The sequence below is a fragment of the Streptomyces sp. NPDC051219 genome (assembly GCF_040682335.1).
Taxonomy (GTDB): domain Bacteria; phylum Actinomycetota; class Actinomycetes; order Streptomycetales; family Streptomycetaceae; genus Streptomyces.
The window spans coordinates 94,866-107,812 of record NZ_JBFBAS010000010.1; the positions used below are offsets into that span (position 1 = coordinate 94,866).

Here is a 12,947-nt window from a genome sequence, read left to right on the forward strand (position 1 = left end):
CTCACGCCGGTACCGGTACGGGCGTCACTTGGGCGGGAAGCACTCGCCGGCGGTGCAGCCAGGCGACGCCGACGGCGGAGGCGAGGCCGAAGGCCAGGCAGCACGCCCACGGCAGCCACTGCGCCCCCGCATGCTCACCGGTGTCCATGGCCCAGCCGACGACGCTGTTGCCCACGGCCGCGGCGACGCCCGAGACCACGTAGAAGAGGCCGAAGTAGGTGCCGGTGAGCTCCGGTCGGCCGAAGCGGGGGATCAGCTCCATCACGAAGGGCTGGGCGATCATGACCCCCAGGTAGAGCAGCAGGGCCCCTGCCAGGACAGGCAGCGCGCCGAGCACCGCGTCGCCGAAGCCGCCGTGTGATGTTCGGGTCCCGGCCATCGTCATCGGCGGTATGAAGGCCAGCCCCATCAGGGTGAGCCCCCCGCTGATCCATCTCGCCCGGGTGCCCCGGCTTTTCAGCGCCCGCGTGATGCGCAGTTGCAGCCAGAGGTTGGTGAGGGTGCCGACGAGGAAGACCAGGCCGGCCGCGCCGTCCCAGCCGGTGGCCCGGCGCGCGCCGTCCGGCAGCAGCAGATAGAGCTGGTTCTCCATGGTGAACATGCCGACCATGGCGACGGCGAACGCGACGAAGCCGCGGTTGCCCATCACCTCCCGCCAGTCGCCGAGGACGCTGTTCGAGGACGGCGTGACCTCACGTGCCGGAAGCACAACGGCCTGGGCGATCGTGAGCACCGCGAAGATCCCGGCCGCGGTGAGCGCGGAGGCCCGGAAGCCGACGAGCAGCAGCGCGCTGCCGAGCAGCGGCCCTATGAGCGCGCCGGTGGTGGCGAAGACGCTGAACAGCGCGAACGCCTCGGGCTTGCGCTCCCCTGCCTCCAGGGCGAGGTACGCGCGTACGGCCGGGTTGAACAGCGCCCCGGCCAGTCCGCTGAGGACGGATGCGGCCAGCAGCACCGCCAGTCCGTCGCCGAGTGCGAAGAGCCCGAAGCCGACGGTGCGCAGCGCGCATCCGGCGATGATGACGCCTCGCGCTCCCAGCCGGTCCGACGCCGATCCGCCGATGAGGAACAGGCCCTGCTGGCTGAGGTTGCGTACGCCGAGCACGACGCCGACGACAGCGGCCGACAGCCCGAGGTCCTCGCTCAGATGCACGGCCAGGTACGGGATGAGCAGGTAGAAGCCGGTGTTGACGCCGAGCTGGTTGACCAGGAGGAGCCGTATCGCGAGGGGGAATCCGCGTATCTCATGCCATGTCTTCACGACTGCTGCCCTTCGGGCGCTGCCCCTTCGGCGGTGCGCCGACGCACGCCGAGGCCGGGGCTCCGGCTCGCCCGGACGCTGCCGTCGGTGCCGCCTGTGCCGGTCCACGGGTCGTGGGCGAGCAGCAGGTGCCCGTCGAGGTCGACCCATCGGGCGCGATCGGCAAGGTGCACGGCGGGGGCGATGCCGAGCGTGCTGGCGGTCAGACAGCCGAGCATCAGCTCGGTGCCGGTACCGGCGATCAGTTCGGCGATCCGCAGTGCGGCGGTGATGCCGCCGCACTTGGCGAGCTTGACGTTGATGCCCTGTACCCGCCCGGCGAGGCGGCGGGCGTCCTCGTGACCGACCGCGTCCTCGTCGGCGATGACCGGCAGCGGCGACCGTTCGGCGAGGTTCGCCAGCGCTTCGGGGTCGCCGGGTGCGATCGGCTGCTCCACGGCCTCGATTCCCAGCTCCGCGAGGCGGGGCAGCAGCCTCTCCGTCGTGGAGACGGTCCAGGCTCCATTGGGGTCCAGGAGCAGCCGGGCGTGGGGAGCGGCGGCCCGCACGGCTCGTACGCGCTTCAGGTCGTCCTCGGGGTCGGCGGTGCCCGCTTTGAGCTTGAGAACCGAGAAACCGTCCCGTACCAGGCGGGCGGCCTGGGCTTCGGCCCGCCTCGGCGACGTGATGCCGATGGTGCGTGCGGTCGCCGCGAAGGGTGCTGCGGATGTACCGAGGAGCTGGTGGACCGGGAGGTCAGCGCGCTTGCCGACCAGGTCGAGGAGCGCCGACTCGAGCGCCGCGGTCACGGCGGGGGGCGTGCCGTCCGCCGGCAGCCCGCCGGTACGCAGGGCGGCCAGTGCGGTCTCCGGGTCCCCGAACCGGGCCAGGTCCAGGGCCACTTCATTCAGCAGCCTCGCGATGGTGCCCGCGTCGAGGCCGTAGTACAGGCTCGCGACGACTTCTCCGTGGCCGTTCCGGCCCTGGTGCTCGATGGACAGCCAGACGGCGTCACGGGCCGCCATCGTCGAGCGGGATATGCGCAGCGGCTCGGTGAGTTGGAGACGCACGGTGCGCTGACTGACTTTCACGAGCTCTCTTCCGTACGTGGGGTTCGGCTGTCCAGCGGGTCGGTGACGCCGCGGCACCGAGCCCAGCCGGTGGCCTCCACGGCCCGCGGATGCGGGATCTCGACGGGGCGCGTGGCCGCGGTGGCCGGGTCGAGCCCGTGGGCGGCGGCGAAGTCGTCGTCGTAGACGCTGCCGAGATAGCGATGCGGTCCGTCGGGAAAGACGGTGGCGACGACGGCTCCCGGGTGTATTCGAGCGGCCCACGCGGCCACGAGGGCCACGGCTCCGGTGCTCCAGCCGCCGCTGACGAAGTTGCCGACAGCGAGCTTCCGGCAGGCGCCCGCGGCCTCGGCCGGGCCGACCCAGTGGACCTCGTCGAAGGCGCCGTAGGCGACGTTGCGCGGGTGGATGCTGCTGCCCAGGCCGCGCATCAGCCGGGGCCTGGCGGGCTGGCCGAATATCGTCGAGCCGGTGGCGTCCACGCCGATCAGCCGGAGCTCGGGCCAGTGCCGCCGCAGCGGTCCCACCACACCGGCGCTGTGGCCGCCGGTGCCGACGCTGCACACCAGCACGTCGAGGTGGTCCAACTGAGCGGCCAGCTCGGCAGCGAGGGAGGCGTAGCCGACGATGTTGTCGGGGTTGTTGTACTGGTCGGGCCAGTAGGCGTCCGGCAGCGTCGACAGCAGTTCGCGCAGCCGGCCCAGTCGGGCGGCCTGCCATCCGCCCTCGGCCGCCGGGCGGTCGACCAGCTCCAGCCGGGCGCCGTACGCGCGCAGCAACTGTCGCATCGAGGGCTCCAGCTCCGTGTCGCCGACCAGCACGATCGGGTGCCCCAGGGCCTGGCCGGCGAAGGCCAGCCCGATGCCGAGCGTTCCGGAGGTGGACTCCACGACCGGTGCGCCGGGCCGCAGTTCGCCGCGCTCCTTGGCGCCGAGCAGCATGGAGACGGCCGCTCGCGCCTTCATGCCGCCGGCGCCGAGACCTTCCAGCTTGGCCCAGAAGCCCGGCTGCGGGCAGGGCAGGTCGACGGTGATGCGGGCGAGCGGGGTACGGCCGAGCAGGGCGAGCAGTTCCCGGTTGCCCGCGGGGCTGAGGACGGCGGTGGTCACAGGGCGGCTCCGGAGCGCTCACTGCCGCCGTAGCGGTGGATGATTCCAGGACCGCCGTCGAGCCAGAAGAAGGGGTAGGGCTCCGCGCACACGGCGCTGACTCCGGCGCCGATGAAGCGCGGCAGCACCGCGCTGCCGGTCTGGGCGAACATCACCAGCGGTTTGCCGTGCCGCAGCGCGTGCTCCCGCAACGGCTCGAAGCTGCCGTTGCCGAGCACCATGCCCGAGGCGAGGACCGCGTCACAGCGCTCCAGTTCGGACAGCGCGTCGGTCCGGACCGGCTCGCCCCACTCCGTCGCGCCGCCCTTGAGGTCGCAGGGTATGTACGCCAGACCACGCGCCCGTAGCGCCTCCAGCAGCGAGTTGACCACGCCCACGACGAGCACGGTGCGTCCCCGGGTGACATCGAGCAGATCGACGACGGCCTCGGCCCTCGCCCGGGACCTCTCCAGTGAGCTCCCGGCGGGCAAGTCACTGGGCAGCGCGCCGACCGCGCGCCCATGGGGAAGGACGTGCATCAGATAGGCGTCCAGCGCCGCCACCCGCACCGGCAGCAGTTCGTGCTCCAGCAGCCGGGCGACGTCGGCGCCGACACAGTCGTCGATCGCGCCGTCGGGCAGCTCGCCCGGCTCGACCGCGCAGGATCCCACCGCTGCGGCCAGCCGCAGGCTCAGGACTTCGTTCCGGTAGCCGCCGCTGCGCCCGTCGTGCCGTACGGCCTGGCGCGTGGTGAACGCCACGGCGATCCGCTGGGTGCCCGGGTCGGGCCCGAAGCCACCGCGGAGCACCAGGTCGACGAGGTCGTCGTAGGAGGCCGGGGTGACATCCGCGTCGGTGATGGCGGTCATCGGCCCACCACCTTCGGACAGAGCGCCGAGAGCAGCGTCTCGACCCTTTCACGGGCCCCTAGACCACCGGCATCGCCGGCCATGACGTGTCCCAGGTAGTCGTTGTTGCTGCCCGCTGCCTTGACCGGCTTGCCGGGCTCGGAGAGCTGGATCTCCAGCAGTCCCACGGCCGCACGTACCTCGTCGGAGCCGTCGATGGACTCCAGCACGCCCCCGGTCTCCGGCACCAGGAACCCGATGGCGGCGCTGTGCAGCCCGGTGGCTCGTCGGCGCAGATCCGGTTCGCGGCCGAGGGCGACGTCGACGCAGGCGGCGGCAAGGTCGATCCCCGTGACGTGACGGATCAGTTCGGTGATGCGGTTGCCGGCGGGCCGGGAGTTGACCTCGACCACCCGGGGCCCGTCGGGCGTCAGTTTGATCTCGGTATGCGCCACGACCCCGTCCAGGCCGAGGGCCTGGAGCGCCTGCAGCGCCGTCTCCGCAGCCGCCTCGGCGTCAGCGGCAGCGAGCGCCGCGGGGAACATGTGACCGGTCTCGATGAACGCCGGCGCCCCGCCGACGCTCTTGTCGGTCACCCCGACCACCTGCGCCGCCCCGGCGAACGACACGGTCTCGACGCTGACTTCGGGGCCCCGGAGTAGCTCTTCGAGCAGGACTGCAGGTTCACGTCGCTGGCCTCGGGCGTTGACGGGGAAGTCCGCGAGCGCCCGGTAGGCGCGGGCCAGCTCCGACTCGTCGTCGACGCGCCGTACGAACATCCCTGCGCACAGGTCGACGGGCTTGAGCACGAGCGGGTATCCGATTTCCCGCGCCGCGTCGGCGGCCTCGGTCATGTCGGCGCAGACTGCGAAGCGGGGACCCGGCACAGCCGCATCGGCGAGGACCCGGCGGGTCGCATCCTTGCGGCAGGCGTTCTCGACGGCCGCGGCAGCGGGGCCCGGCAGCCCGAGGCTGCCGGCGATACGCGCGGCCGTCGGGAGGTAGTAGTCGCAGGAGGTGATCACCCCGTCGAACTCCAGCGCGCCGTGCGCGCGCTCGACGAGCGGGAGCAACGCCTCGATGTCGTTGGTGTCGGCCGTCAGCACGTTGCGTGCCGCGAGCAGCGGGTGTGCGGTGCCCTCAGGGGCGGAGCGCACGTAGTGGTGGAGATCACGGGTGAGGAAGGTGAACTCGTGCCCGCCTTCACGGATCGCTCGTGGCAGAAGTCTGCTCATCGATCCGACCCAGCTCTCGACCATCAGCAGATGGGCCACGGCTTCCCCTTCTCAGAACGCGGGTTGACCTCAGGACGCGCAGGCGGCACCCGTCGGGGTTGCCTGCCTTGACTCGGCCACACGTTAACGGTAATCGTTTTCATTGTCATCTGATCCACCGTCGATTCTCTGAATGCGAGACCCGTGACTCCCGCTGTACGGCCACTGGGGCATGCTGTGCGCCCTCGTGGCCACCACTGCCGCCCTCGTCCCGATCGCGCCGGTCCACGCCGCCGCCCCGGATCCGTCGCCGCGTTTCGGCGCCTGCCCGGAGTCCACACCGGTCCCGCCCGCTCCCGCGCGGGTGGAGTGCGGATGGCTGAGCGTCCCGCTCGACCGGGAACACCCGGACGGCGAGCACATCCGTATCGCCGTCTCGCGGGTACGCGCCTCTGGGCCGGCCAACGAGCGGCGCGGCATCCTGCTGGTGAACCCCGGCGGGCCCGGCGGCCCGGGGCTGGCCTACGCCATTACCAAACGGGCCAAGCTGCCCGAGCGCGTACGCCGCTCGTACGACGTCATCGGGTTTGACCCGCGCGGTACGGGGCGGAGCGCGCCCGCGGGCTGCGGCTCGATGGGCGGCCTCTTCGCGAGTCCCGGACCCGAGCCCGTGCCGTCCGGCCACACGGCGGAGAAGGCGTACCTCAACTCGTTGAGGCGCATGGCGGACGACTGCGCCGCCGGCGTCGGTGACGCCCTGGCGCATCTGTCGACCACCCAGACCGCACGGGACATGGACGCCGTACGCTCCGCACTCGGCGAACAGCGGATCGGCTTCCTGGGCGTCTCGTACGGCAGCTACCTCGGAGCCGCCTATGCCGAGCTGTTCCCGCAGCGTGTGGCCGCATGGTGCTCGACAGCGTCGTCGGTCCCGAGAAGTGGTACGACTTCGATTTGCGGCCGCGGCGGCATCAGGCACGTGGAAGCTGGGGGACCTGCCGGTCAACCGGATCGGTTTCGGCGCGATGCGCTTGACGCAGAACGGTGAGTCGTTCGGCGCCGACGCCACTGCGAGCGATCGTGGCCGGGCTATCAGCGTGCTTCGGCGCGCGGTTGAGCTCGGTGTGAACCACATCGACACCGCCGCGTTCTACTTCTCGCCGCTGCGTTCGGCCAACGAGCTGATCAACCAAGCCCTGGCCCCCTATCCGGACGACCTCGTCATCACCACCAAGGTCGGGCCGGGCCGGGACCCCTCGGGCGAGTGGCTACCCCATGCCGGCCCGCGACGCCGGGCTCATCCGTCACCTGGGCAGCTCCAACGTCCGCCCCGAGCACCTCGCCGAGGCCCAGGCCATCGCGCCAGTGGTCTGCGTACAGAACCAGTACGGCATCGGCGCGCGGCCCGAGCAGGACGAGTTCCTGCGGACCTGCGGTGAGCAGGGTGTCGCGTTCGTGCCGTTCTACGCGATCGCCGGTGCTGGGCGCGAGATGGGCGCGCGCGACGCCGACAGAGAGGAGGTCCTTGCCGTCGCGCGCACACGGGGCGAGTGCGGCGCAGGTCCGGCTCGCGTGGACGCTGCACCGCGGGGCACATGTGCTGGCCATCCCCGGTACCGGCAACCCGGATCACCTGGGCGCAAACGTGGCCGCCGGCCCACTGCGCCTCTCCGAGGACGAGCTGGCCGTCCTGGACTGCCTCCACCGGGGCGAAGTGTGAGCGAAAGAATCCGGGACGTGGGACGACGTGGGACAAGGACGGCGGCATGGTCGCCGGTCGCCGGAGTGACGACGGCGGCCGGCCGACGAGCCGCGCGGCGATCCAGGCACGCACGTTGCCGCGGCTGCCCCTCAGGTCACCCGGCCTGGCTGCTGTCCTTCAGGGTGCCCCAACCGTGCCAGCGATCGACCTCGATCCAAGCACTGAACCGGCGGCGACCGCGCTGCCCGTAGGGCTGGCCGAGGTATTGCCGGGACAACCGGTCGATGTCGGCCAGTTCCTTGTCCTCGTAGAGCTCGGTGACGCGCCCGATGATGCTGATGTGCGTGTACCAGTTGCTCTCGTCGAGCACGGTGAGCGACACCCGCGGGTCGTTGCGCACATGCTGCAGCCGTTTGCGTCCCTCATCCATGTTGACCAGTACCCGGCCGTTGTCCCAGAGATACCAGGTGGCCGTGGACACCGGCTGGCCGTCCGAGCGCAGGGTCGTGATAACGGCCGGATTGGCCTTCGTCAACATCGCGACTGCCTCTTCGGGAAGCGGCGGTTTCGACATGGCACACCCTCCGTTACGCGTTGCTGCATTCATGCAGACGATCATCAACATGATCACCTGCACCGGGCTGTTTCACGCTTCCACCGCTTCGGCATTTCTACACGGCGTGACGCTGCGCCACCCGCGCTTCGCCGCCGCAGCCGGCGGCAGTCCGGTGAAGCCGCCCGAAGCGCGTGCAGTCCCGGCCCCGCGAGGCCAGGTTTCCGCTCACACCCATCCTGCTCGCTCCGTGCCGAATGACGCGGCGGAGGATTTCCATCGTAACTGTCCGTGGCCCTGAGCTGCCTCACGCCCTCCAGCCATTGTTCACGGCACAGTGGTGGCATGAACGCAGACGACGAGAACCCTCTGGCCCGGGCACGCGTGGCGACCAGACTGCCGGCACAGAATTTGGACCGGGCTCGACGGTTCTACTCCCAGAAGCTCGGCCTTGAGCCCATCGATGAGCGACCCGGCGGGCTGCTGTATCGCTGCGCAGGTGCGGACTTCGCACTGTTCCAATCGGCGGGAGCGTCGCCCGGCACCTTCACTCAGATGGGTTGGGAAGTCGACGACATCGAGAATGTGGTGTCGCAACTCAAACGGCGCGGCGTGGTGTTCGAGGAGGTCGACCTGCCCGGACTGCGGACCAGGGACGGAATCGCCGAGATCGACGGGAACTACCCGAGCAAAGGGGCGATGGGTGAGCGCGGCGCCTGGTTCCGTGACAGCGAGGGAAACATGCTGGGCGTGGGACAGCCGGTCGTCTGAGCAGGTGCCTCGCATCGACACACCCCGCGGACGCCGGTTCGCCGAGGACGGCGAACCGCGAAGAACCCTGACAACGTTCCGGACCACCCGTTGGACCGAAAGCGGCTGAGTGCTGGTACACCCTGGTGAGCGGGAGGGTTCAGAACCCGACCATTTCCGTCGGAGCATGAGAAGCGGAGCATGAAAAGCGGACCGGAAGCCCATGCTTCCGGTCCACTGCTGCCTCGGGTGATGTGTCAGCCCATGAAGCCGCCGTAGTACCCGCCGAGCGTCTCACGGTAGCCCTGATCACCGCCGTGCTTGTCCTTGTCGAATTCGGGCGCGTTCCTGATTTCGTCCCGCGTGCGCGAGACGTGGACGGTTTCCATCACGAGGTCGATGCTGGAGACAGTGCCGGCAGGCAGCAGAACATGCTTCCCGAAGATCCACGGGCCGGTATCGACCACGATGTGGGCGGAGCCCACATCGTCGGAGTGCTTGTCGACCTTGCCGATGCTGCCGTCGGTCGCCTCAACCCTGTAGCCGATAAGGCTGGTTCCGGTCTCGCGGCCGGAAGTGGGCGTGTAAGTCCAGAGGTTAGGGTCCATGCGATCGATTCCCTTTCGACTGCGCCCCGGCTTTGTTCGATTCGGCTGCCAGGGGATGTGGATGTGGGGAGAGAGGCAGCAGGGTCTGCGCCATTGTCCTTAGAACGGCATACGTCCGCGGGCTCGGCGGCCGGCGGAGCCGCTGCGATTCACAGCCTTGGAGCTGCTGCGGAAGGGTTTGCTGAACAGCCTCCCCAGGATGCCGGGCGCCTTGCTCCCGGCTCGGGATCCGACCCCGAGGCCGCGCTGCGTGCCGCGCTGCGGATGCCTGGAGATGCGCGGCACGAAGAAGGCGAGGACGGCAAGAACGATACATACGGCGACAATGCCGACGACCATCATGGTGAGCTCCCTGCGTTGAGGTTCCTCACCCGTGTGCCCGGAGCGGCAGTCAGCATTCGCTGTCGTGCCAACCGGGCAGTTGACGGGCGCTGCCGCAGCCACAGATCGGGGCATTCAAGCTCTGGCATGAAACGCGCCCAAGCCGACCGGCTCGGCTGGCACCGGGCCCCTCAGCTGGACGCCCTCGGCGGGCGCGCCTACGTCGCTGCGGTCGCCGCCGCAGGCGCGGACGCGCTGCGACCTCGTGAGCCCGCCGACCGGGGGAAGGACGACGAGACCATCGCCCGGATGGCCGCCGGCCCCGCGGCAGCACTCCCCGGGGAGGGACCATCACCGTGCGTAGCAGCGCCGGCCCGACCGCACCAGGCCTTGAATCAGCTCACCGAGCCCTGTCCGGCGGAAACCTGCTTCGCATTCGAGGGGCGGAGGCCGGCAGCGACCTCAGTTCGTCCGTGGTCCCTTAACGCCGCGGGGCGCTGCGAAGTGGGCGAGGGTCGCCCTACCGGGGGCCAGGCCTGCCCAGGTCCCCGGAGCCTTGAGCACGGCTACCCCGGCGGTGGGGAACTTGTCGCGCACGGCGCCGAGGTGCGGGTTGTCCTCTTCTCGGGCCAGCTCCAGCACCAGTTCCTGGACGGCGGGCCGATGGCCGACCAGCAACACGGTCCTGCAGCTCTGCGGTGCTTCGCGTACGACCTCGAGCAGGTCGTCGCCGTCGCCGTGGTACACCCTGGCGTCGTAGACGACCTGAGGCGCCGTACCGAGGTGTGGAAGTGCCAGCTCCCAGGTCTCCCGGGTACGGCGAGACGGCGAACAGAAGACCATGTCAGGCGCGCAGGCATGGTCCCGGAGCCACCGGCCGACAGCCGGCGCGTCCCGCCGGCCCCTGGGGGCGAGTGGCCGCTCCACGTCCGGCACGTCCGGCCGTGCGGCCTTCGCGTGCCGGACCACGATGAGACGGACGGAATCGTTGGCCTGCATGAGTCCAGTCTCGTTCACACGGCCACCTGGCCCTCCTGCTCAGCCTCACGGCCGCGGTGGCGTTCATGTCGCCCACGGGGCCGAGCCGACCCCTGGTACCCGCTGAGGATCAGGAGGCGTTCCCGTCGTCGGGCTTGTCGCCCGTGCTGCCGTAGCGGCGTTCGAACTGGGCGATGCGGCCCTCCGAATCCACCGTCCGTGCCTTGCCGGTGTAGAAGGGGTGGCTCTCCGAGGAGATCTCCACATCCACGACCGGGTAGGTCTCGCCATCGTCCCACTCGATCACCTGGTCGCTCGTCGCGGTGGAACGAGTGAGGAAGGCGTAGCCTGCCGCACGGTCGCGGAACACCACAGGGCGGTACTCCGGGTGCTTGTCCTGCTGCATGAGCGCTCCTTCCGGGGCAGGGGGCTGACGGACAGCCGTCCAGCAGGCCCGCAGTGCTTTCGCACTTCGGATCAACAACTCGGAGCTGGTTGGACCGAGCGGCATCGCCCCGGCGGGCAATCGCGGTGCACACATGCCTGACCGGCCACGGCCTGCAAAGCCGAGCGGACTGCGGAGGTCCCTTCCGGGGCCCTGCACTTCAGCTTTCCACCCATTTACGGGACCCCGCAACCGGCGCCACCGTGCACGCCGACGCGCGGCCCGACAGTTCCCGGCGGCTGGTCCGTCGGTGCGGGAGTCGCCCCATCCCGTCCAGTTGCTTCTGGACGACCGGTTCCGACGGGATCGACTCCCCGCCGACCGCTGCGGATCAACGCGGCCGGTGTCAACGCACCCACGTACTTCGGGGGCGGGGGCCGGAGTCCCTTTTGGGTCAGACCTGGGTGGCGTTCCGGTCGCGGACGCCCCGCAACCGGTCGAGGTCCGCCGGCTCCGCGGCGCACCGCTGTTGTCCACAATGTCCTGGAACTCCCCCTGCGGATTGCGTGTTTGGTGCAGTTGGCGGCCCAACAGCGTTGGAGTCACGCCGCCGTCGGCACCGAACCGCGTAATCACGGGAACTCCGGGAAGACGAACGATCAACTAAAGGAGAACACCATGCCCGTCACCTTCCGTAAGAGCTTCCGCATATTCCCGGGCGTCCGCCTCAACGTCAACCGCAAGTCCGTCTCCATCACGGTCGGCAAGGGCGATGGTGCCAGGCGTACTTACTCGTCGACAGGCCGGCGCACGACCTCAATGGATCTTCCCGGCCCCTTCGGTTACCGCAAGACAAGCACACGCCGCAGCCGCCACTGACCACAGTCATTGCGCGCGGCGGGCGACTACCCGGTGCCGCAATCCCCGAGTTACGTTCGGCCGGGCGCGGCAACTTCAGTCCTGGGCAGTCGACTCGGTGAAGGACCCGTGGCGTCCCGCGCCGCCCGCGAACCGGTCGGCGCCCGACTGCGTCTCCCCCGCGGCCAGCGGAACCATACCGTGGCGGTACTCGGCGGCCAGGGCGTCCGCCTCGTTCAGGCCGTGCTGCTCGCCCACGGAGAGCCTGTCGTGGCGCAGGCACAGCTGGGGGAACGCGGCGATCTCGCGCGCGATTCGCTCCGCTGCCCGACGGGCGGTGCCGGTGGGCACGAGCCGGTTGGCGAGCCCCATGGCGTATGCCTCGGCGGCCGGGACGGGGCGGCCGGTGAGGATCATGTCCATGGCGCGGCTCTCGCCGATCAACCGCGGCAGCCGTACGGTGCCTCCGTCCACCAGAGGTACGCCCCAGCGGCGGCAGAACACCCCGAAGACCGCGTCCTCTTCGGCGACCCGCAGATCGCACCAGGCCGCCAGCTCCAGTCCGCCGGCCACTGCATGGCCGGAGACGGCCGCGATGACCGGCTTGCTCAGCCGCATCCGGGTGGGGCCCAACGGACCGTCGCCCTCGGCCAGGACCTTGTTGCCCCGAGGCGTGCCGACGGCCTTGAGGTCGGCGCCGGAGCAGAACGTACCGCCCTCGCCCCACAGGACGGCGACGGCAGCATCCCGCTCCGACTCGAACCGGCGGAAAGCGCCGGCGAGTTGGGCGGCAGTCGGGCCGTCGACCGCGTTACGGACCTCGGGGCGGGCCAGGATCACGGTGAACACGGGACCGTCCCGCTCGATCCGTACCGCCTCACGCTTGCTCATCGCTCGCCCTCCCACGGGGAATCGCGCAGGTCCCGGCGCGGCATCTTGCCGACGGGAGAGTACGCAATGGTCTCGACGAAGTTCACGCGGTCCTGGGCACCTTATAGCCAGTCGGGCACGCAAAGCCGCCTCGGAGACCTCCCCTCTCCGGCGCAGCGTGCAGTTACGTCACCGCGGGGCCTCGGCACCGCGGTCATGAGCGCCCTGCCCACCCGGCGCGCCTACGCGACCATGCAGCAGGGAGTGAATCTCGTACGCCCGGTGTACGGCCACACCCCGACACTGCGCTGCGAGGGCACGACCATCCATGTGGGCCGCACGACCGCCACCGCGGAGGCCCGGGTCTTCGGGGCCGTGGACGGCAAGCTGTACGCACACGGCACCACGACCTGCGCGGTCTTCGCCCTGCCGGGCGCCGGGTGAGCCTGGAGGACTGAGGAC

The 12,947-nt window shown here is 70.3% G+C and carries 16 protein-coding genes and 1 pseudogene; 6 read left to right on the top strand and 11 right to left on the bottom strand.

Features of this window, described 5'->3' with window-relative positions; genetic code table 11:
- Position 1: 1 nt before the first annotated feature.
- The 5 genes from AB0M62_RS14540 to AB0M62_RS14560 are packed head-to-tail and all read right to left on the bottom strand — an operon-like array spanning position 2 to position 5,520.
- Positions 2–1,261, bottom strand: coding sequence for an MFS transporter (locus AB0M62_RS14540; RefSeq protein ID WP_366074509.1), 1,260 nt, complete (start codon positions 1,259–1,261; stop codon positions 2–4).
- Positions 1,258–2,331: a dipeptide epimerase gene (locus AB0M62_RS14545; protein ID WP_366074510.1), complete on the bottom strand. Its 1,074-nt coding sequence runs from the start codon at positions 2,329–2,331 to the stop codon at positions 1,258–1,260. The genes AB0M62_RS14540 and AB0M62_RS14545 overlap by 4 nt, the downstream gene beginning before the upstream one ends.
- On the bottom strand, positions 2,328–3,419 hold the full coding sequence (locus AB0M62_RS14550) for a cysteine synthase family protein (RefSeq protein WP_366074511.1): 1,092 nt from the start codon (positions 3,417–3,419) through the stop codon (positions 2,328–2,330). The genes AB0M62_RS14545 and AB0M62_RS14550 overlap by 4 nt, the downstream gene beginning before the upstream one ends.
- On the bottom strand, positions 3,416–4,267 hold the full coding sequence (locus AB0M62_RS14555; RefSeq protein WP_366074512.1) for a DUF364 domain-containing protein: 852 nt from the start codon (positions 4,265–4,267) through the stop codon (positions 3,416–3,418). The genes AB0M62_RS14550 and AB0M62_RS14555 overlap by 4 nt, the downstream gene beginning before the upstream one ends.
- On the bottom strand, positions 4,264–5,520 hold the full coding sequence (locus AB0M62_RS14560; protein ID WP_366074513.1) for an ATP-grasp domain-containing protein: 1,257 nt from the start codon (positions 5,518–5,520) through the stop codon (positions 4,264–4,266). Before AB0M62_RS14560 ends, AB0M62_RS14555 begins: the two co-directional genes overlap by 4 nt.
- A 187-nt stretch (positions 5,521–5,707) precedes the next feature.
- Here AB0M62_RS14560 and AB0M62_RS14565 point away from each other — a divergent pair, with 187 nt between their 5' ends.
- Together AB0M62_RS14565 and AB0M62_RS14570 are read left to right on the top strand one after the other, a co-directional pair.
- On the top strand, positions 5,708–6,508 hold the full coding sequence (locus AB0M62_RS14565) for an alpha/beta fold hydrolase (protein WP_366074514.1): 801 nt from the start codon (positions 5,708–5,710) through the stop codon (positions 6,506–6,508).
- Positions 6,399–7,180: pseudogene (locus AB0M62_RS14570) on the top strand (aldo/keto reductase). Before AB0M62_RS14565 ends, AB0M62_RS14570 begins: the two are co-directional and overlap by 110 nt.
- Before the next feature lie 136 nt (positions 7,181–7,316).
- On the opposite strand, the gene AB0M62_RS14575 reads toward AB0M62_RS14570, so the two are convergent.
- Positions 7,317–7,736 (bottom strand): PPOX class F420-dependent oxidoreductase, encoded by a 420-nt coding sequence (locus AB0M62_RS14575; protein ID WP_366074515.1) that lies wholly within the window; start codon positions 7,734–7,736, stop codon positions 7,317–7,319.
- Between the two features lie 31 nt (positions 7,737–7,767).
- On the opposite strand from AB0M62_RS14575, the gene AB0M62_RS14580 reads away from it, so the two are divergent.
- Positions 7,768–8,016 carry a hypothetical protein gene (locus AB0M62_RS14580; protein WP_366074516.1) on the top strand — a complete coding sequence of 83 codons (249 nt, stop codon included), beginning with the start codon at positions 7,768–7,770 and terminating at the stop codon, positions 8,014–8,016.
- 44 nt (positions 8,017–8,060) lie between these two features.
- Positions 8,061–8,486, top strand: coding sequence for a VOC family protein (locus tag AB0M62_RS14585; RefSeq protein ID WP_366074517.1), 426 nt, complete (start codon positions 8,061–8,063; stop codon positions 8,484–8,486).
- Positions 8,487–8,722: 236 nt separating this feature from the next.
- On the opposite strand, the gene AB0M62_RS14590 is transcribed toward AB0M62_RS14585, so the two are convergent.
- From AB0M62_RS14590 to AB0M62_RS14605, 4 genes are all read right to left on the bottom strand, one after another.
- On the bottom strand, positions 8,723–9,073 hold the full coding sequence (locus AB0M62_RS14590; protein ID WP_366074518.1) for a PRC-barrel domain containing protein: 351 nt from the start codon (positions 9,071–9,073) through the stop codon (positions 8,723–8,725).
- Positions 9,074–9,172: 99 nt separating this feature from the next.
- Positions 9,173–9,415 carry a DUF6411 family protein gene (locus AB0M62_RS14595; RefSeq protein ID WP_366074519.1) on the bottom strand — a complete coding sequence of 81 codons (243 nt, stop codon included), beginning with the start codon at positions 9,413–9,415 and terminating at the stop codon, positions 9,173–9,175.
- Positions 9,416–9,856: 441 nt separating this feature from the next.
- The gene (locus AB0M62_RS14600) at positions 9,857–10,411 is read right to left on the bottom strand and encodes a histidine phosphatase family protein (RefSeq protein ID WP_366074520.1); all 555 of its coding nucleotides are present in this window, start codon (positions 10,409–10,411) and stop codon (positions 9,857–9,859) included.
- Between the two features lie 91 nt (positions 10,412–10,502).
- Entirely contained in the window at positions 10,503–10,778 is a 276-nt protein-coding gene (locus tag AB0M62_RS14605) for a type B 50S ribosomal protein L31 (protein ID WP_366074521.1), read from the bottom strand.
- Between the two features lie 657 nt (positions 10,779–11,435).
- Here AB0M62_RS14605 and AB0M62_RS14610 point away from each other — a divergent pair.
- Positions 11,436–11,636, top strand: coding sequence for a DUF4236 domain-containing protein (locus AB0M62_RS14610; protein WP_366074522.1), 201 nt, complete (start codon positions 11,436–11,438; stop codon positions 11,634–11,636).
- 75 nt (positions 11,637–11,711) lie between these two features.
- Here AB0M62_RS14610 and AB0M62_RS14615 read toward each other — a convergent pair whose 3' ends face one another.
- Positions 11,712–12,506, bottom strand: a complete 795-nt coding sequence (locus tag AB0M62_RS14615) for a crotonase/enoyl-CoA hydratase family protein (protein WP_366074523.1) — start codon at positions 12,504–12,506, stop codon at positions 11,712–11,714.
- A 195-nt stretch (positions 12,507–12,701) separates the two neighbouring features.
- Between AB0M62_RS14615 and AB0M62_RS14620 the strand changes: the two genes are divergently transcribed.
- A complete protein-coding gene (locus AB0M62_RS14620) occupies positions 12,702–12,929 on the top strand; it encodes a hypothetical protein (RefSeq protein ID WP_366074524.1) in 228 nt (75 codons plus the stop codon).
- The last annotated feature ends 18 nt before the right edge of the window (positions 12,930–12,947 follow it).

Bases quoted from the DNA above. Each gene is read 5' to 3' on its own strand.
- AB0M62_RS14555 (WP_366074512.1), bottom strand. From the start codon at position 4,267: ATGACCGCCATCACCGACGCGGATGTCACCCCGGCCTCCTACGACGAC.
- AB0M62_RS14575 (WP_366074515.1), bottom strand. From the start codon at position 7,736: ATGTCGAAACCGCCGCTTCCCGAAGAGGCAGTCGCGATGTTGACGAAG.
- AB0M62_RS14580 (WP_366074516.1), top strand. From the start codon at position 7,768: ATGCAGACGATCATCAACATGATCACCTGCACCGGGCTGTTTCACGCT.
- AB0M62_RS14585 (WP_366074517.1), top strand. From the start codon at position 8,061: ATGAACGCAGACGACGAGAACCCTCTGGCCCGGGCACGCGTGGCGACC.
- AB0M62_RS14590 (WP_366074518.1), bottom strand. From the start codon at position 9,073: ATGGACCCTAACCTCTGGACTTACACGCCCACTTCCGGCCGCGAGACC.
- AB0M62_RS14595 (WP_366074519.1), bottom strand. From the start codon at position 9,415: ATGATGGTCGTCGGCATTGTCGCCGTATGTATCGTTCTTGCCGTCCTC.
- AB0M62_RS14605 (WP_366074521.1), bottom strand. From the start codon at position 10,778: ATGCAGCAGGACAAGCACCCGGAGTACCGCCCTGTGGTGTTCCGCGAC.
- AB0M62_RS14610 (WP_366074522.1), top strand. From the start codon at position 11,436: ATGCCCGTCACCTTCCGTAAGAGCTTCCGCATATTCCCGGGCGTCCGC.
- AB0M62_RS14615 (WP_366074523.1), bottom strand. From the start codon at position 12,506: ATGAGCAAGCGTGAGGCGGTACGGATCGAGCGGGACGGTCCCGTGTTC.
- AB0M62_RS14620 (WP_366074524.1), top strand. From the start codon at position 12,702: ATGAGCGCCCTGCCCACCCGGCGCGCCTACGCGACCATGCAGCAGGGA.